The following is a 17,124-nucleotide window of genomic DNA, read 5'->3' on the forward strand; positions in this document are numbered from 1 at the left end:
CCACCCCGGCTTTCATCAGCTTGAGGACAATATGATTGCTGCAATGCAGCATTGCAAGTTTTTTCTTGCTGCATTGCAGAAAATCTTAAGTTTCAAAATGAAATCAGTTGTTTGGATCGGCCACCACATAGGTCCCGGGTGCTGGCACAAGCCGTGGGTGATCCGAATCGCCGGTATCGCGGGCAGGAACCTGCTTGCCGGATCGCTTCTTCAACCAGGCCTCCCACAGGGGCCACCACGAACCTTCGTGGAAGTCGGCCTCTTTCATCCAGGTGTCCGCGTCCACCTTCAGATCGGGGTTGGTGTAGTGGCCGTATTTCTTCTTGCTGGGCGGGTTGATGATGCCTGCGATGTGACCGGATTCCGAGACGACAAAAGTCTTGGAACGTGACCCCATCTTTTGCACACCACGATAGCAGTCTTTCCAAGCAGCAATGTGATCCGTCTGACAGGTGATCGCCATCAACGGCACGTCCACGTCACTGACATGCAGCTTGTGCCCGAGAAGTTCGAAACCGCCTTCGGCGAACTCATTGCGCTGGCATAGCCCGCGCAGGTATTGCACCGTCATCTTGGCAGGCAGGTTGGCCCCGTCCCCATTCCAGTACAGCAGATCAAAGGCTGGCGGCATCTCGCCCAGCATATAGCTGCGGATGGCTGGACCGTAGACCAGATCGCGCGAGCGCAGAAAGGACATGGTGCGCCCCATGATCCATGAGCGCAGAATGCCTTCTTTGTTTACCTCTGCCTCAACCCCGTCAATGAAGTCGTTCTGCAGAAATGGCGTAAACTCGCCCTGTTCGGAAAAATCCGTCAACGCAGTAAACATGGTGGCCGATTTGATCGACTTGTCGCCGCGCTGCTTCTGCAACGCCAGGGTCAAACTTAGAGTAGTACCAGCAATGCAATAGCCAATCGCGTTCACCTGCTTGACCTTGCAGATTTTCTTAGTTTCTTCGATCGCGGTCAGAAAGCCATCTTCGATATAATCTTCCATCCCAACATCCGCATAGCTTTCATCAGGATTGATCCAACTGACCACAATCAGTGTATAGCCTTTTTCAGTGATCCATTTGATCAGACTGTTTTGGGCCTTAAGGTCAAGGATATAGAACTTGTTGATCCAGGGCGGGAACAGCACGATTGGTGTTTCATACACCGTTTCAGTCGCGGGTTTGTACTGGATCAGTTCCATCATACGATTGCGATAGACCACATCACCCGGAGTGGTCGCCAGATTGCCGCCGACCTCAAACGCGCTTTCATCGGCCAGTTTGACAACCAGCTCGCCGTCATTGGCCTCAAGATCCGAGACAAGGTTTTCCAGCCCTTTGATCAATGACTGCCCTTCGGTCTCAACCGCCTTTTGCAGAGCGTCTGGATTGGTCGCCAGGAAATTCGTGGGGGACATCATGTCGACAATCTGCTGCGAGAAGTATTTGAGGCGGCGTTTGTCCTTGGCATCCAGATCCTCAACCGAGGCCACGGCCTGCGCGATGGCTTCTGCGTTGGTCTGGTATTGCTGCCGGATCAGACGGAAATAGGGGTTGGTTTCCCATAAGGGGTTGGAAAAACGCTTATCCTGGGGTTTGGGCTGGTCATCGTCAGCCTCGCCCGTGGTCATTGCTTTTTGGGCTTCGGCGAAGTTCAATACCGACTTGCCCCAGTATTCTATCTGTTGTTCCAGCAGTTTTGCCGGATTTTGCCAAGCTTCGGCCCAATAAGCTGTTGCTGCTCGTGCGAAAAGCTCTTGATTCGGGCCATCCAAAGCGGGGGTATGAGGCTTTTTGGCCGACATGACTTCGATCAGCCGCTTCGAAAGCGCCTCGACCTTTTCCATATTTTCTTTAAGGCGTTCAACGTTTTCTTCGGTCAGTTCTGGCATCTGATCTTCACTTGTTGTCATTTTAACAATTCCCCCCTAACCTCGCTGCTACGCAGAATAACGTCGTGGGTGTCGGGGGGCAAAGCGGCGAATGGTCCAATCTTATTGGCTGACATCTAGGAGGCCCCTTTTTCCATGCGCTACATGATGACATACGACCTGATGGAAACGATGCGCAACACCAACCAATGGATGGGCGCAACTGCCAGCGCAATCGCATCCTACCCCGCGTTTTCCATGATTCCCAACCCCGCAATTAGTATGATGGCTGCCTGGGGTGATGTCACCGAACGTACTTTCCAACGGATGATCGTCAAACCGGACTGGGGCATCCGCACTTTTACATGCGAGGATGGCAAAGACCATCTGGTCGATATCACGACCGTTGTCGAACGTCCCTTTGGTGATCTGGTGCATTTCCGGGTCAATGGGCGCGAGGAACAGCCCCTCAAGGTGTTGCTGGTGGCGCCGATGTCCGGGCATTATGCGACGTTGTTGCGCTCGACGGTGAAAAGCCTGCTGGTGAATTGCGAAGTCTATATCACTGATTGGCATAACGCGCGCGACATTCCTGTTTCCGAAGGCAAGTTCGATGTAGAGGACTATACACTCTATCTTGTCGATTTCATGAAAGAACTTGGTCCCGACACTCATGTGGTGGCGATTTGTCAACCTGCACCGCTGACTCTGGCCGCCACGGCCTATCTGGCCGAGGTTGAGCCCAAAGCGCAACCCAGCACGCTGACCCTGATAGGTGGACCGGTAGACCCCGATGCCACCCCGACCGATGTGACCGATTTTGGCCGCCGCGTCACCATGGGGCAGCTGGAAGAGACCATGATCCAGCGTGTCGGCTTCAAGTACAAAGGCGTTGGCCGCATGGTCTACCCCGGCCTGTTGCAGTTGGCGTCTTTTATGTCGATGAACGCAGAGCGTCATTCCAAAGCGTTCTCAGAGCAGATTCAGCGCGTTATGCAAGACGAAGCTTCGGACCATGATGCGCATAACCGTTTCTACGATGAATATCTGGCCGTTATGGACATGACCGCCGAATTCTATCTGTCGACGGTTGAGCGTGTGTTCAAGAACCGCGAAATTGCCCGGAACGAATTCGTCGTCGCGGGCCACAAGGTGGACATCGGCAAAATCACCAATGTTGCGGTCAAGACGGTTGAAGGCGCAAATGACGATATCTCGGCCCCCGGCCAGTGTATCGCGGCGTTGGACCTTTGCACCGGTTTGCCCGCATCAAAGAAGGCCAGTCATGTTGAACCAGCAGCCGGGCACTATGGCATTTTCGCCGGACGCAGCTGGCGTGACAATATCCGGCCACTGGTGATCGACTTCATGACCGCCAACGCCCGCAAACCACAACGCCGGGCCGCCAATAAGAACAAGATCGCCTGACAAAATGAGCGGGAGAGCGGCCCACCCAATGCCCTTCTCCTGCGAATGCGGTACTTTGCACGGGCATATCACCGCTGAAGGAGTGCATTCGGGCACCCATGTCGGTTGCTTTTGCCGCGACTGCCGCGCAGCACAGCTGTACTTCGGTCAACCCGATCCATCCCCCGGCCCTGTCAACATCCTACAGATGAGCCCAGAGGAGATCTGCTTCGAAGGGGGCTCGGAAAAACTTGCGCTGATGCAGCTAAGCCCCAAAGGGATGTTGCGGTGGTATTCCAGTTGCTGCAATGCGCCGCTGGCGACTACCGCGCGGACCGCGAAGTTTCCTTTTGCGGGGTTCGACGTCAAGCGCATCTCCGATCCAAGCGGGCTTGGTCCGATCACAACCCGTGGCTTTGTTCCGCAGCCGAACGGCAAGCAATCGCATGAAAAACTGCGCTATGCAGCGGTTGGGATGCTGACGCGCCTCAGCAAATCGTGGCTGTCCGGAAGCTGGAGAAACACGCCGTTTTTTGACCTAGGCGACGGCAAACCTGTGGTCGCACCGACGATACTCAGCAAGACTGAGCGCGCGAAATTCTACACGTAAGCTGCGCGAGCGGGTGCGCTTAGCCATTGTGTCAGCGCGTCATTCACGAAATCGGGCGCTTCGAGCGTCGGCAGGTGCCCGGCCTCGTCAATAACTTTCAAATCGGCACCCGGTATCAGTTCGGACATAAAGGTATGTTTGCGTAGCGGTGTAAGGGTGTCATGCGCGCCGGACAGAACCAGTGTTGGCACCTTGATGCGCCTCAGCTCACTTTGCTGATCGGGACGCCGTTGCAGAGCGCGAATCTGACGTTCGAACACCTCGGGCCCCAGATCCAGCGCCATTGCGACCAAATCGTTCAGAATGGGTATGCGCCGCGGTCCCGGTGCCAACGTGTTCGAGCTGATTATCCGACGCATCACCTCTTCCAGCCGACCCATTTTCGTGGCGACCAACAACTCTTCGCGCGCCGCCGCGGTCTGAGGTGTATCGGCCTGCGCATCCGTCGCCATCAGGCAAAGACGCGACACCCGATCCGGCGCGCGCCGAACCAGTTCCAGCGCCACCACGCCCCCCATACCCGACCCAGCCAGCGCAAATCGTCGCGGCAGTTGGTCCAGAAGGGACGACGCAATCTCTTCGATACGTTCGCCCAGTGAAATCGGTGCAACCATAACCGCGCGGTGCCGCGACAAGCTGTTGATCTGGGGTTCAAACAACCGTGCGTCGCACATCATTTCAGGCAGTAAAACCAGCGGCTCGATCACGCGGGGCCTCGCAACACTTCAACTTTATAAGCAATGCTCTTTGCACTCAGGATGAGGGGTTTTGCAGGTTCGGGCAAGTTAAACTTCAGGGATATTTGATGTCCCGGAAAGGCGGGAAATCTGCATATCGGTTGCGACGGGTTTTTAGGTCTTCGCCCGGCTCAGCCCCGGCGCGCAGCAAACACCCGCGCGGCGCAATATAGCTGTCGATCCGGCGATGGGGGTGTGGCCTCCACACCAGATTAAAGGCGCAGAGTTTGGGAAAGAACCAGATTTCGGAATAGTCCAGATGATCGTGCATCCACCACGCCAAATCACGCCAATCACGTCCCGCATCGTATTGATCGGCGAACCAAGGGATGACGATTGACGCCCCGGCGATCCGGGCATCCCCTTCGCCCCGATCCCAGATATGGCATTCCAACGGGTTGTCGTTGCGGGCGCAGTTCAATCGGTTCTCATTCCCGAATTGATTCAACGAGGGTGATCGATACCCGGACCGGACCGCGATACGTCCAAAGGTTTCCTCAAGCGGGTCCAGCAGGGTCTGGCAAAAGGCGCGCCCCGTTTCGATGGCAAGGTCAGGATTAACTGGAAGGTTTTGCTTTTCATGGAAATTTCCAATCTCAGAATACAGGAATTCCCGCATGAAGAAATGCCGGGACAGACGTACACGCCCAAGCGTTTCAAGGCTCCACATGCTGCCCGGCTTGCGCATTACCCATACCCGTTCCAGCAAAAGGCACCGTCCGGTGCAAGCGCAGAGAAAGGATTGAAGGCCACTTCCCAGATCGTCCTATCGGGGGCGCGGAAATACCCGTGATGCCCGCCCCAGAAAACATCAGATGCCGGTTTCAAAATCTCGGCTCCGGCTTCCCCGGCCTTGTCCAACACCTGCGCAACCTCGCCCTTTGACCGGCAATTGTAGCTGAGCGTCAGCGCACCATGGCCCAGAGTGTCAACGTCAACTCCGATCTCTTCAGCCAATGCAGACAACGGGTACAAACCAAAAGTCTGACCGATAAGGTCAAAGGCAATTACCCCGTCGGGGCTGCTGACCCGTTTCCAACCCATGTCCTCATAGAACCCTGCGGCAAGCTCGGGGTCATCCACCCCAACTGTGATCAAGCTTACTCGCTGGTCCACTATTCGATCCCCTGCTCACTCAGCCAGTCCAGAATACCTGCAACAGTCGCGTCCGTCTGCCCCGGGGACATCAGCCGACCCGCGATCACATGCGACGCGGGATCATCCCCTGGCCCCATTGTCACCAGATTGACCGTCTTCGGTCCACCCCATCTTTCGGCCACTTTATGCGTCAGATCGGGCCGCACGACTTGATCGTCATCCGAAAACCAAAACAGCGCCGGAATCTGCGCGCTCGAGAAGTCCAACGCATAGACAGCCTCGACCAACAGGGTCATCGGCACCACAGCCTCCCACGGGTAAACCGAGGTCCAATAGGTGTTTACCTCCGGGTCCGGGCCAGAGACATCCCGTTCCTCCCCCATCACCAAGGGCAGCCACTTCCGCGCCCAGGGCAAGCCGGGAATCCACGCGCCCGGTGTGTTCACCCCGAAATTCGGAGACACAAAGACCAAAGCCGCCACGTCTTGGCTCAGTTCTTCATCTAACGCTGCTGCTGCGGCCAGCGTTCCGCCGGTCGAGGTTGAGATGACAACAACCTTGTCGCCAACGGCCCGCGCCGCGGCCAACCCCTCGGCCATATCCTGCATCCAGCCCGTAGCCGTCCCTCCGGCCATTGCCGGGCCATCGCGACCATGTCCCTTCAGGCGCGTATAGACCAGATTGGCCCCCAGAGCGTCGGCCACCTTATCCGGCACCGGACGGATTTCCTCGGACGAGGCCGAAAAGCCATGCACATAGACAACCGAAACGGGCGTGCGTTGTTCTTTGAACCCGTCCTGCCAGACCACGCGCTTTTCCACTCCGGGCACGATGTCGTCATGGGCGGATTCTGTGCTTTCAAAGTAGACCTGAACCCCTTCGCCGAATTTGCGCGGATCAAAGCGGGGATGCAGGTCGACCTGTTCACGCGGCCCGAACCAATAGATCAGGCCACCGACAACAATCAGTGCCAGCAGCAGACGCCCAAGAAACCACCCAAAGCGCTGCATCAGCTGGCCTCCATCACCTCAAGCACCGCATTTTCGATCAACCCCAGACAGGGGCCGTCCGAGAACCGGTGATCTGCGTCTTTGACCAGCAATAAACGCATATCTGGCCCACTGGCGTGTTCCAGCAACCGGACAGCCGTTTCGGTGGACACCGCCGTATCCGCCGTGCCCTGCAGAAAGCGCACCGGGAAAGGCAGGTCTAGCGCGTCGCGCAGCACCAACCGTTGCCGCCCGTCTTCGATCATCCGCTTGGTGATGATGTAGGGTTCCATATAATCCGAGGGCAGTTCCACATGCCCAACACTATCTAGCGCAGCCTTGTGTTCGGCGCTGAACGACGCCCAATAGCCGTCCTCAGTGAAATCAGGCGCGGCGGCAATGGTCACCATACCAGCGATCCGTTCGGGTATCGTTCTGGCAAGCAACAGCGCCTGCCACCCGCCCATGGATGATCCGACAACGATTAACGGCCCTTCGGTCAAGGCTGCCACAGCCTCAATCGTATCTTCGTGCCAATCGCCAATACAGCCATCGGTGAATTTCTCGGAACTTTCACCATGACCGGAATAGTCGAACCGCAAAAACGCCTGCCCGCGCGCCTGTGCCCAGTCTTCCAGATGCACCGCTTTGGTGCCTTCCATGTCAGATTTGAGTCCGCCCAGAAAAACGACGGTCGGGCCATGGCCTTCACTTTTGTGATAGGCCAACCGCCGGTCTTTTGCGGTGATCAGAAATTCCGTAGCTGCCATGAAACCCTCTTTCCATTTGCATCACATCATGCACGGCAGACCAGTGGTCGCAATTCCCGATTTTCGCAGTCTCGCAGCGTCAGTCCTGCTCCCATCGACACTTGACAGGTTTTGCTGCACCTGCCACATGAGCCGCACACACAACCCGCAACCGGGCGTTCAGTGGGCGCCAAACCGACGAGGAGAGCCGATATGGCCCTGGATGCAAAATCCGTCTCACTCACCTTTCCCGATGGCAATGCACGTTCTTATGACGCAGGCGTAACGCCCGCGCAGGTGGCTGCCGATATCTCGACCTCGCTGGCGAAAAAGGCCATCTCGGCCACGGTGAATGGCCAGCACTGGGACCTGCAATGGCCCATTGAATCCGATTCCGATATCGCCATTCACACCATGAAGGATGAGGTTCAGGCTAATGAACTGATCCGCCACGACCTGGCGCACATCATGGCTCGCGCGGTGCAGGAAATCTGGCCCGATACCAAGGTCACCATCGGCCCCGTCATCGAAAATGGCTGGTATTATGACTTTGATCGGGCGGAACCTTTCACGCCCGAAGACCTTGGCCTGATCGAAAAAAAGATGAAGGAAATCATCAACAAGCGCGACCCCGTGACCACCGAAGTCTGGGACCGTCAGCGTGCGATCGATTTCTACACCGCCAATGACGAGCCCTATAAGGTCGAACTGATCGACGCCATTCCGGGCGACGAGCCGCTCCGCATGTATTGGCATGGCGACTGGCAGGACCTGTGCCGCGGCCCGCATCTGCAGCATACCGGTCAGGTTCCAGGCGATGCGTTCAAGCTGATGTCCATCGCCGGAGCCTATTGGCGCGGTGACAGCGACCGCGCGATGCTGCAGCGTATCTATGGCGTGGCCTTCACCGGCAAGGAAAAGCTGAAAGCTCACCTGCATATGCTGGAAGAGGCCGCCAAGCGCGACCACCGCAAGCTGGGCCGCGAGATGAACCTGTTCCACATGCAGGAAGAGGCCCCCGGCCAAATCTTTTGGCATCCGAACGGCTGGAAAATCTACACCACCCTACAGGACTATATGCGCCGGATGCAGGAGCGCGATGGATATGTCGAGGTGAACACGCCTCAGGTTGTCGACCGCAAACTGTGGGAGGCCTCGGGCCACTGGGACAAGTATCAGGAAAATATGTTCATCGTCGAAGTCGACGAGGAACATGCCCGCGAAAAGGCAATCAACGCGCTGAAACCGATGAACTGCCCCTGTCACGTGCAGGTGTTCAATCAGGGCCTGAAATCCTATCGTGATCTGCCGTTGCGGATGGCTGAATTCGGGTCTTGTGCCCGTTATGAGCCTTCGGGCGCGCTGCACGGAATCATGCGCGTGCGTGGATTCACACAGGATGATGGTCACATCTTCTGTGCCGAGGATCAGATCGAATCCGAGACCGCCAAGTTCATTGCCTTTCTGTCTAAGGTCTATGCCGATCTGGGCTTCCATGACTGGACGATCAAACTGTCTACTCGTCCGGAAAAACGGATCGGGTCGGATGAAAGCTGGGACCTGGTCGAAAAGGCGCTGGGCGATGCCTGTAAGGCCGCCGGATATGAGTATGAGCTGCTAGAAGGCGAAGGCGCGTTTTATGGACCCAAGCTGGAGTTCACTCTGACCGACGCGATCGGCAGGACATGGCAATGCGGGACCCTGCAGGTGGACCCCAACCTGCCCGAGCGGCTGGATGCCAGCTTTATCGGTGCCGACGGCGCCAAGCACCGCCCGTTCATGCTGCACAGGGCTACGCTGGGTTCGTTCGAACGCTTCATCGGCATTCTTATCGAAGAACACGCAGGCAAGCTGCCGTTCTGGCTGGCCCCGCGTCAGGTCGTCGTCGCCTCGATCACGTCAGAAGCCGATGATTATGTGGCCGAAGTGGTTGAGACGCTCAAGGCCGCCGGTGTCCGCGCCGAGGCAGACATCCGCAACGAAAAGATCAACTACAAGGTTCGCGAACATTCGGTCGGCAAGGTTCCGGTCATTCTGGCCGTCGGTCATCGCGAAGTTGACGAACGCACCGTCAGCGTTCGCCGGCTGGGCGAAAAACAAACGCAGGTTCAATCGCTTGAAGCTGTAACAAATGAGCTTTCACAGGCCGCGACACCGCCGGATCTGTTGTAACATTCGGCATGGAATTGCCATGAATTCGGCCCCGCTTTTGGGGCCGAATTGAAATATTTCCTCTTTTCTTATTCAAAAACAGTATATTAACTTACAAGGGGGCATTGTGCGCCCTGACGGGCTTGTGAGACACGGGCTCGTGAATTCAACTCTGGGCCGCAAGCCACTACCTTTGTCATTGTCACAAGCAGACATACGCAGTCATCAAAAGGGATTACCGAGATGTCGAACACCGCAAAATCACTGGTTATCGCAACCGCAGTCGCAGCTGCCGTTTCGGGCGCAGCCACAACTGCCACCGCACAAGCCAAAGAGAAATGCTATGGCATTTCGCTGGCCGGTCAGAACGACTGCGCCGCGGGCCCCGGCACAACCTGCGCGGGCACCTCGACCGTAGACTATCAGGGCAACGCCTGGACTCTGGTCGATGCAGGTACCTGCGCCGATATCGAACTGCCGGCCGAGGCTGACGGCACACCGCGCAAAGGCTCGCTGGAAGCTCAGGACCGCGATCTGCCGGCATAAGTCTGGCCTAAGCTAGTCAGGGGGCGGGCGACTTCGCCCGCCCCTTACTTCTAGAACAAGGAGCTGCCAAATGTTGGATGACACACTCCGTTCGAACCGCCTGCCTCTGGCACCCGGCGTCGGGTACAAGCCGCAGCATTTCGCACAGATCCTTGAACACGCACAGCCAGTTGCCTGGCTGGAAATTCACGCCGAGAACTACATGGGTGACGGTGGTCGTCCGCTGGCGCAATTGCGCCATCTCTCGGAAAAGTTTCCGATCTCGGTCCATGGGGTTGGCCTGTCCATCGGCAGCGAAGGCCCGCTGGATGCCGACCATCTGACACGATTGAAACACCTGGTTGGCTGGCTGAAACCGGCCAGTTTCTCGGAACATCTGGCATGGTCGACCCATGACAGCCATTTTCTGAACGACCTACTGCCCCTGCCCTATACTAATGCCTCGCTTGCACGCATTTGCGAGCATATCGATCAGGTACAGGAAACCGTCGGTCGCCAAATGTTGTTGGAGAATCCGTCCAGCTATCTGGCGTTCGAAGAAAGCACCTGGTCCGAGCCCGATTTTCTGCGCGAAGTTGCACGTCGCACTGGGTGCGGCCTGCTGCTGGATGTGAACAATGTCTTTGTCTCAGCCACCAATCTGGAATTCTCTCCGCAGGGCTATATCGATGCCTACCCTCTTGAGAAGGTAGGGGAAATCCATCTAGGCGGGCATGATGAGGATGAGGACGACCATGGTCGCCCCCTGCTGATTGACAGCCATGGGCGTGAAGTCGTTGATCCGGTTTGGGCGCTGCTGGACTACGTGCTAGAGCGATCTGGCCCCAAACCCGTGTTGGTCGAGTGGGACACGGACGTTCCAGAATGGCCCGTGCTGCGGGCCGAAGCAGACCGTGCGCAAGCGGCCCTGGACCGCGTCCCGGCATGAGCGTTTCGCAAGAAAGTTTTCACGCCGCGCTGATGAACCCGTCAGCCGCCATCCCCAAAGGACTGCTGGACGCGGTCGCACAACCTGCCGGGCGGCGGTTCAGTGTGTATCGCAACAACGTGGCGGTGTCGCTGACCGAAGCGATGCATCAGGCATTTCCGGTCATCACCAAATTGCTGGGGGCTCAGAACATGGATGGGCTGTCGGGTATTTTCCTGCGCAAACATCCCCCCTCATCGCCGTTGATGATGTTTTACGGTGAAGAATTCCCCGAATTTCTTGCCGGAATGGAGCAGCTCTCGCATATTGGATACCTGCCTGACGTGGCGCAATTAGAGCTTGCCTTGCGCCGTTCCTATCACGCCGCTGACAGCGAACCAGCCCCAGCGGACGCACTGGCTGTTCCGCCCGAAGACATCATGCGGGCGCGGCTGGGATTTGCCCCGTCGATGCGGGTTCTGCGCTCGGACTGGCCGATTTATTCGATCTGGCGTTTCAACACCGAAGACAACGCCCCCAAACCCGATCCCGCCGCCCAAGACGTTCTGATCACCCGGGCCGAGTATGACCCGGTTCCACATCTGCTGCCCGAAGGCGGCGCGCACTGGATTGCGGGCCTTCAGGCCGGGCAAACCATTGGTGGCGCGTTTGAAGATACTGCAAACCATTTCCCCGAATTTGACCTTGGGGCCACTCTGGCGCTGCTTTTACAAGGCGGCGCAATAACCTCTGTGACTATCGAAAGGCTGGCAACATGACTGCCCTGATCTCATTGCACAACAACACCCTGGGACGGTTAGAGATGACCTCTGGCTGGTTGACACCGACCTTGGCCAGGCTGGTCTTTGCGGCAACATTGCTGGTGTATTATTGGAATTCGGCGACCACCAAACTAGGTAGCGGATTTTTTGGGTTCCTGTTCCCGTCCGACGGTGCCTATGTGCAGATTTTCCCCAAAGCCATGGAAGCCGTCAGCTATGACAGCTCGCAATTGGGGATCATGCATTGGGCCATTGCTGTTGCGGGGACCTGGGCTGAGTTTCTTCTACCTACGCTGATCGTGATCGGCCTTCTGTCGCGGTTCGCAGCATTGGGTATGCTGGCATTTGTCTGGGTTCAGACGATCGTAGATGTCACGGGCCACGGTACGGAATTGGGCAGCTACTTCACCAACGCCGTAAGCCTGCTGGATGATCGGACACTCTGGTCCTTCCTGCTGGCAGTGATCGTGATCAACGGCGCAGGGCCGCTGTCCGTTGATCGCATCCTGCACATCAAGTGATCTAGAAATGCGCCTTGGGCTCGTCCGGTTTACCCGCGGCCAGTCCAAGGAGGCCCGCAACACCCGCAAATGCCACCGGGAACATAGTGAACACGTTAAAGCCAAAGGCGTAATACATCCCGGCCGCTGAGATCAGCAACAAGACCCCTCCGATCAGGGCCCGTGCATGGGCCATTGCACCGCCAGCAATCGCCAATAGCGGCGCAATGATCGACGCGAACTGTATGAGTTGCGCGTTGTCCACCTGCTCGGCCAGCCCGTCGATCTCACCAAACCGATCAATCAGTTCGACATAGCCATAGCCGAAAAAGCCCACGATCATCCCGATCAATCCGGCGATGACACCCAAAATCATAGCAGCGTTACGCATTCAAAATCCTCTAACTTGCGTCAATTCAGATAGTCATCAGATCACGCAACGCCAAGCCCTGCCTTCGTTTCCGCCGTCCATCCCAGATACAGGGTTCCGTCTTGCTCGATCAGGGGGCGCTTCATCAGGGTCGGGTGATCTGCCAGCAGTTCCAGCGGAGGCCGCGCGCGTTGTGCATCGTCTAATCCACGCCAGGTTGTCGAACGGGTATTGAGCAAAGCCTCGCCGAAGCGATCCAGCGCCTGCGTCAGCATCGCTTTGGGTACGCCATCGGTCCGAACGTCGACAAACTCAGTATCTGGAAGTGATTTCAAAGCCTTGCGGCACGTGTCACAGTTTTTCAGACCATAAAGGCGCATTTCAGGTGTCTCCTGTATCTGGTTCAATTTTCAGCAAATTTGCCTGCACGTTTCAGAAATTCTTGATTTTTTACTTCACCATGCAATGTTGAAAAAGACGAAACTCGCAATTCGCGCTGTATCGTTACGGCGATACGGTGATCAATTGCGGCGACGTCAATCACTGCCCCCACCAATTATGTGGGACAACGCGTAAGTAGAAGGAGACACGGGAAATGCCAACTGGCACCGTGAAATGGTTTAATACCACGAAAGGCTACGGGTTTATTGCCCCTGATGAGGGCGGCAAGGACGTATTTGTTCATATCTCGGCCGTTGAACGGTCCGGTCTGACCGGGCTCGCTGACAATCAGAAAGTCTCGTATGAGTTGGAAGACGGACGCGACGGCCGACAAATGGCATCTGATTTAAAGCCACTGTAAAACAGTCCCGCATGCTGCGGGTGATCAAAACAGGCCAACGGCCAATTTCCGGCCGTTGACCAATATTCAAAGGTTAGAAACCTTACCCTCGCGCCGGGTCGGCTTAGGCGCGAGAGGATTAGCTTTTTCCATCACAATAATGCGCAATGCGCGAGATCAGCTTTTGCGAATGACCGCTTCGAACTCGCGCCATTCCCGTGCGGTCATGCCCGAGTTTTCCTGCGTGACATTTTCCCCGGCCAGCATCCGGCGCAGGCTGTCGACCATCTGAGCCGAAAGGTTCACCGCGCCCAGCCGGTAATCCTCGAACGCTTTGTAGGCGAAGGGTACCCAGTCGGCGACGATCTTGCACATGGTATCCGCATAGACCCGGATCTCGTACTGCGCATGCGGGTCGGCACGCAGGCGCAAGAAGTGGAACAGGTTGTGCAGATCAACCTTCCAATACCACTGCGTATAGATATTCGCGGGCAGGTTCATCCGCGCCAGTTCACGCGCCAGACCCTGTTGGCCGTCTTGGTTGATCATCGATTCATAGTTGTCATAGCACCGGGCGCTATCGGCCTTGAGGATATCCAGAACTCGCGCGGCCTCTTCCCCTTGCAACGCATCACCCCGGCCTTGGTTGTTTACCTCGGACTGCGCGGCAACGTGATCGGGTGCGGGGATATAGAACTCGCGGTCCAGAATCGAATAGCGCGCGGAATACTCGTTCACATTTGCCGTGCGGTGACGAATCCACTGCCGGGCGACAAAGACAGGTAGCTTGACGTGCAGCTTGATCTCGCACATCTCGAACGGGGTCGAATGCCAGTGACGCATCAGATAGCGGATCAGACCCTCATCGTTCTGCACCGATTTTGTGCCTTTGCCATACGACACCCGCGCCGCCTGACAGATCGCCGCGTCGTCACCCATATAGTCGATCACGCGCACAAAGCCGTGGTCCAGCACCTGATGAGCGGTATAAAGGTGATCTTCCATACCCGCAGCCACAACGCGGCGTGTTGGATGCGATTGCGCCCGTTGCGCTTCGATCTCGGCCAGTTGGTCAGAGGACAGCGGCATAAAAGTTCCTTTCCAGCAATGAGTCGCCCACCACTATATATCGGCAATTCCCCGACCGGAACCGCGACATGTACACCCAGCGGTGCATTTTCAAAATTGTGTCCGCCCTGCCCCTCGACACGCATTTTCCGCGCGCTAAGCTGCAGCCCATCACCTGAACGGAAAGGAAGCCACAATGGGGCTGAGATATCTTCACACCATGATCCGCGTGAAGGATCTGGAAAAGTCGATGGCGTTTTTTGAGTTGCTGGGCCTGAAGGAAACCCGCCGCTATGACAGCGAGGCGGGGCGGTTTTCGCTGATCTTCATGGCGCCCCCAGGGCAAGAGGATCGCCCAATTGAGCTGACCCACAATTGGGATGGTGACGATGCGCTGCCCAGCGACAGTCGGCATTTCGGGCATTTGGCCTATGGCGTCGACAATATTTACGAGGTCTGCCAGCACTTGCAGGACAATGGTGTGGTGATCAACCGCCCGCCCCGCGACGGCCGTATGGCGTTTGTACGGTCGCCCGACAATATCTCGGTCGAGTTGCTACAGAACGGTGACGCGCTGGAAGCCGCCGAACCCTGGGTCAGCATGGAAAGCACCGGACACTGGTGATCCGATGGCTGACAGCACTGGGACTGGCCGGACTGGCCAGCCCGCTTCGGGCCGAAACCTGTCGCCTGGCCTTGGCGTTGGCTATGGATATCTCAAGCTCGGTGGATGCAACCGAGGATACCCTGCAGCGGCAGGGCCTGGCCGCTGCCCTGATCGCCCCTGAGGTGACCGAGGCGTTCTTTTCCTCTCCTTTGCCCGTGGCATTGGCTGTGTATGAGTGGGGCAGCCGCTCGACCCAGCGCATGATCCTGAACTGGACGATGATCAACACGCAAGCTGATTTGCTAACGGCGGCAGAGACCATACAGCGTTCAGTCCGATCTGACGGTGACTCGGCCACTGCCATGGGGCAAGCTTTGGCTTTTGGTGCGACCCTGATGCAGCAAGCACCACCATGTTTGTTTCAGACCATCGACCTGTCTGGGGACGGCGCAAATAATGATGGTTTCCAACCTGCATCCGCTTATCGCCACTTTCCGTTCGAGGGCATTGTGGTCAACGGGCTGGTTATCAATGCTGCCGATTTCGAGGGCGAAGTTCATCTGATTCCCTACTTCGAAAACAATGTTCTGTACGGGCCTGGCGCATTTCTAGAAGTCGCACAGGGGTTCGAGGATTTCGAACGCGCCATGCGGCGGAAGCTGGAACGTGAACTGACAAGCTTGCAAATCGGCGTGCTGCAGGACTTCGCGCCCAGATGACGCGACTATTGGCATTTGTCATTAGTTTGTTCGCTGGTTCGGCCACGGCAGAGTGCCGACAAGCTCTGGCGCTGGGGCTGGATGTTTCTGGTTCGGTGGACAGTCACGAATACCGGCTGCAACTTGACGGTGTGGCAGCTGCTTTGCAGCGTCCTGAAGTGGTCCAGCTATTGCTGTCAAACCCTGCTGCCCCTGTGCGGCTGGCGATTTTCGAGTGGAGCGAGCCGGGCCATCAACGTCTGTTGCAAGACTGGATCGCCATACGTTCTGTTAACGATCTTGAACAGATCACCTTTCTACTGAACCGAACCAAGCGCAGTGCCGCCCCGCAAGGTACGGCTGTTGGCTCAGCGATGCTGTTTGGGGCTGACCTGCTGTCCAACCAAACAAGTTGCTGGAAACAAACACTCGATCTGTCCGGCGACGGCAAACACAATCTGGGTACTCACCCGCGCGACGCCAAAAGCGCGCTTGAAGCTTCGGGCATCACCATTAACGGCCTGGTCATCGGCGCGGATGATCCCAGCCACGGCGACAAACGCTATGTGCAGGTTGGAGAGCTGTCTGCCTATTACACCGCCTGGGTCATCCTGGGGCCAGATGCCTTTGTCGAGGTTGCCCTGGGGTTTGACGCTTATGAGGACGCCATGACCCGCAAGCTGATCCGAGAGCTTGAAGGGCTGATCCTGTCCGATGCGCGCCCCTGATCAGTAGATATACCGGATCTGGTCCGTCCAATACCGTTCCACCCGGCGCAGAGAGGTTGTGATGTCGTCTATCCCCTCCAGTCCAAGCACACCACGGGTTTGCAGCCCCTCGGCATGGCGCGAGAACAGCTCGGTCACGATATCCCGAATCTCGCGTCCTCGTGGCGTTAACCGAACCCGGACCGAGCGTCTGTCGATCTCACACCTTTGGTGGTGCATATAGCCCATTTCGACCAACTTCTTGAGGTTGTAGCTGACGTTGCTGCCCTGATAATAGCCACGGCTTTTCAACTCGCCCGCCGTCACCTCATGATCGCCGATATTGAACAGAAGCAGGGCCTGAACGGCGTTGATTTCCAACACGCCCACCCGCTCGAACTCATCCTTGATAACGTCCAGTAGCAGACGGTGCAGCCGCTCGACCAAAGCGAGCGCTTCAAGATAGCTGGTCATGAAACCCTTGGTTTCCGGCGCGGAGACCTGCATTTCCATACTCATCCGATCCTCCGATTCAGTCGCGCAGTTTCAGGCA

General features: G+C 56.9%; 22 protein-coding genes. 11 read left to right on the plus strand and 11 right to left on the minus strand.

The window, feature by feature from the left end; translation table 11 throughout:
• Positions 1-103: 103 nt before the first annotated feature.
• A complete protein-coding gene (locus ACR0B8_RS07440; RefSeq protein WP_226688279.1) occupies positions 104-1,906 on the minus strand; it encodes a PHA/PHB synthase family protein in 1,803 nt (600 codons plus the stop codon).
• Positions 1,907-2,020: 114 nt separating this feature from the next.
• Here ACR0B8_RS07440 and phaZ point away from each other — a divergent pair, with 114 nt between their 5' ends.
• Together phaZ and ACR0B8_RS07450 are read left to right on the plus strand one after the other, a co-directional pair.
• Positions 2,021-3,292, plus strand: coding sequence for a polyhydroxyalkanoate depolymerase (gene phaZ, locus ACR0B8_RS07445; protein WP_170349154.1), 1,272 nt, complete (start codon positions 2,021-2,023; stop codon positions 3,290-3,292).
• Positions 3,293-3,320: 28 nt separating this feature from the next.
• Complete coding sequence (locus ACR0B8_RS07450; RefSeq protein ID WP_226688278.1) at positions 3,321-3,881, plus strand: DUF6151 family protein; 561 nt, start codon at positions 3,321-3,323, stop codon at positions 3,879-3,881.
• On the opposite strand, the gene ACR0B8_RS07455 is transcribed toward ACR0B8_RS07450, so the two are convergent.
• The 5 genes from ACR0B8_RS07455 to ACR0B8_RS07475 all read right to left on the minus strand — a co-directional run bounded on the left by ACR0B8_RS07455 (position 3,872) and on the right by ACR0B8_RS07475 (position 7,475).
• On the minus strand, positions 3,872-4,588 hold the full coding sequence (locus ACR0B8_RS07455) for an alpha/beta fold hydrolase (protein ID WP_226688277.1): 717 nt from the start codon (positions 4,586-4,588) through the stop codon (positions 3,872-3,874). The genes ACR0B8_RS07450 and ACR0B8_RS07455 overlap by 10 nt on opposite strands.
• An 85-nt stretch (positions 4,589-4,673) precedes the next feature.
• Positions 4,674-5,288 (minus strand): hypothetical protein, encoded by a 615-nt coding sequence (locus ACR0B8_RS07460; protein ID WP_226688799.1) that lies wholly within the window; start codon positions 5,286-5,288, stop codon positions 4,674-4,676.
• A 17-nt stretch (positions 5,289-5,305) separates the two neighbouring features.
• On the minus strand, positions 5,306-5,734 hold the full coding sequence (locus ACR0B8_RS07465) for a VOC family protein (protein ID WP_170359144.1): 429 nt from the start codon (positions 5,732-5,734) through the stop codon (positions 5,306-5,308).
• Positions 5,734-6,726: an alpha/beta hydrolase gene (locus ACR0B8_RS07470; RefSeq protein ID WP_170359146.1), complete on the minus strand. Its 993-nt coding sequence runs from the start codon at positions 6,724-6,726 to the stop codon at positions 5,734-5,736. The genes ACR0B8_RS07465 and ACR0B8_RS07470 overlap by 1 nt, the downstream gene beginning before the upstream one ends.
• The gene (locus ACR0B8_RS07475) at positions 6,726-7,475 is read right to left on the minus strand and encodes an alpha/beta hydrolase (RefSeq protein WP_170359148.1); all 750 of its coding nucleotides are present in this window, start codon (positions 7,473-7,475) and stop codon (positions 6,726-6,728) included. Before ACR0B8_RS07475 ends, ACR0B8_RS07470 begins: the two co-directional genes overlap by 1 nt.
• A gap of 192 nt (positions 7,476-7,667) precedes the next feature.
• On the opposite strand from ACR0B8_RS07475, the gene thrS reads away from it, so the two are divergent.
• The 5 genes from thrS to ACR0B8_RS07500 all read left to right on the plus strand — a co-directional run bounded on the left by thrS (position 7,668) and on the right by ACR0B8_RS07500 (position 12,361).
• Positions 7,668-9,626, plus strand: coding sequence for a threonine--tRNA ligase (thrS, locus tag ACR0B8_RS07480; protein WP_170349160.1), 1,959 nt, complete (start codon positions 7,668-7,670; stop codon positions 9,624-9,626).
• 222 nt (positions 9,627-9,848) lie between these two features.
• Entirely contained in the window at positions 9,849-10,151 is a 303-nt protein-coding gene (locus tag ACR0B8_RS07485; protein ID WP_170349161.1) for a BufA1 family periplasmic bufferin-type metallophore, read from the plus strand.
• A gap of 70 nt (positions 10,152-10,221) precedes the next feature.
• Entirely contained in the window at positions 10,222-11,079 is an 858-nt protein-coding gene (gene bufB / locus ACR0B8_RS07490) for an MNIO family bufferin maturase (protein ID WP_170359150.1), read from the plus strand.
• On the plus strand, positions 11,076-11,837 hold the full coding sequence (locus ACR0B8_RS07495; protein ID WP_226688275.1) for an HvfC/BufC N-terminal domain-containing protein: 762 nt from the start codon (positions 11,076-11,078) through the stop codon (positions 11,835-11,837). Before bufB ends, ACR0B8_RS07495 begins: the two co-directional genes overlap by 4 nt.
• Complete coding sequence (locus ACR0B8_RS07500) at positions 11,834-12,361, plus strand: DoxX family protein (protein WP_170349164.1); 528 nt, start codon at positions 11,834-11,836, stop codon at positions 12,359-12,361. The genes ACR0B8_RS07495 and ACR0B8_RS07500 overlap by 4 nt, the downstream gene beginning before the upstream one ends.
• A 1-nt stretch (position 12,362) precedes the next feature.
• Here the strand turns inward: ACR0B8_RS07500 and ACR0B8_RS07505 are convergent, their stop codons facing one another.
• Genes ACR0B8_RS07505 through ACR0B8_RS07515 form a run of 3 tightly spaced genes read right to left on the minus strand, consistent with a single transcriptional unit; the run spans position 12,363 to position 13,254 of the window.
• Positions 12,363-12,731: a hypothetical protein gene (locus tag ACR0B8_RS07505; RefSeq protein ID WP_170349165.1), complete on the minus strand. Its 369-nt coding sequence runs from the start codon at positions 12,729-12,731 to the stop codon at positions 12,363-12,365.
• 41 nt (positions 12,732-12,772) lie between these two features.
• Positions 12,773-13,090 carry an ArsC/Spx/MgsR family protein gene (locus ACR0B8_RS07510; protein ID WP_170375945.1) on the minus strand — a complete coding sequence of 106 codons (318 nt, stop codon included), beginning with the start codon at positions 13,088-13,090 and terminating at the stop codon, positions 12,773-12,775.
• Between the two features lie 23 nt (positions 13,091-13,113).
• On the minus strand, positions 13,114-13,254 hold the full coding sequence (locus tag ACR0B8_RS07515; RefSeq protein WP_170349167.1) for a hypothetical protein: 141 nt from the start codon (positions 13,252-13,254) through the stop codon (positions 13,114-13,116).
• Between the two features lie 51 nt (positions 13,255-13,305).
• Between ACR0B8_RS07515 and ACR0B8_RS07520 the strand changes: the two genes are divergently transcribed.
• Positions 13,306-13,512, plus strand: a complete 207-nt coding sequence (locus tag ACR0B8_RS07520; RefSeq protein WP_010439113.1) for a cold-shock protein — start codon at positions 13,306-13,308, stop codon at positions 13,510-13,512.
• 156 nt (positions 13,513-13,668) lie between these two features.
• Here ACR0B8_RS07520 and thyX read toward each other — a convergent pair whose 3' ends face one another.
• A complete protein-coding gene (thyX, locus tag ACR0B8_RS07525; protein ID WP_170375946.1) occupies positions 13,669-14,580 on the minus strand; it encodes an FAD-dependent thymidylate synthase in 912 nt (303 codons plus the stop codon).
• 175 nt (positions 14,581-14,755) lie between these two features.
• On the opposite strand from thyX, the gene ACR0B8_RS07530 reads away from it, so the two are divergent.
• From ACR0B8_RS07530 to ACR0B8_RS07540, 3 genes are read left to right on the plus strand one after another with little or no spacing between them, the layout of a single operon-like run.
• A complete protein-coding gene (locus tag ACR0B8_RS07530) occupies positions 14,756-15,184 on the plus strand; it encodes a VOC family protein (protein WP_170349169.1) in 429 nt (142 codons plus the stop codon).
• On the plus strand, positions 15,181-15,885 hold the full coding sequence (locus ACR0B8_RS07535) for a DUF1194 domain-containing protein (RefSeq protein ID WP_170349170.1): 705 nt from the start codon (positions 15,181-15,183) through the stop codon (positions 15,883-15,885). The genes ACR0B8_RS07530 and ACR0B8_RS07535 overlap by 4 nt, the downstream gene beginning before the upstream one ends.
• Positions 15,882-16,592 carry a DUF1194 domain-containing protein gene (locus ACR0B8_RS07540; protein WP_226688274.1) on the plus strand — a complete coding sequence of 237 codons (711 nt, stop codon included), beginning with the start codon at positions 15,882-15,884 and terminating at the stop codon, positions 16,590-16,592. The genes ACR0B8_RS07535 and ACR0B8_RS07540 overlap by 4 nt, the downstream gene beginning before the upstream one ends.
• On the opposite strand, the gene ACR0B8_RS07545 is transcribed toward ACR0B8_RS07540, so the two are convergent.
• A complete protein-coding gene (locus ACR0B8_RS07545; RefSeq protein ID WP_413247476.1) occupies positions 16,593-17,090 on the minus strand; it encodes a MarR family winged helix-turn-helix transcriptional regulator in 498 nt (165 codons plus the stop codon).
• Between the last annotated feature and the right edge of the window lie 34 nt (positions 17,091-17,124).

Source organism: Ruegeria sp. BH6, from assembly GCF_056538105.1.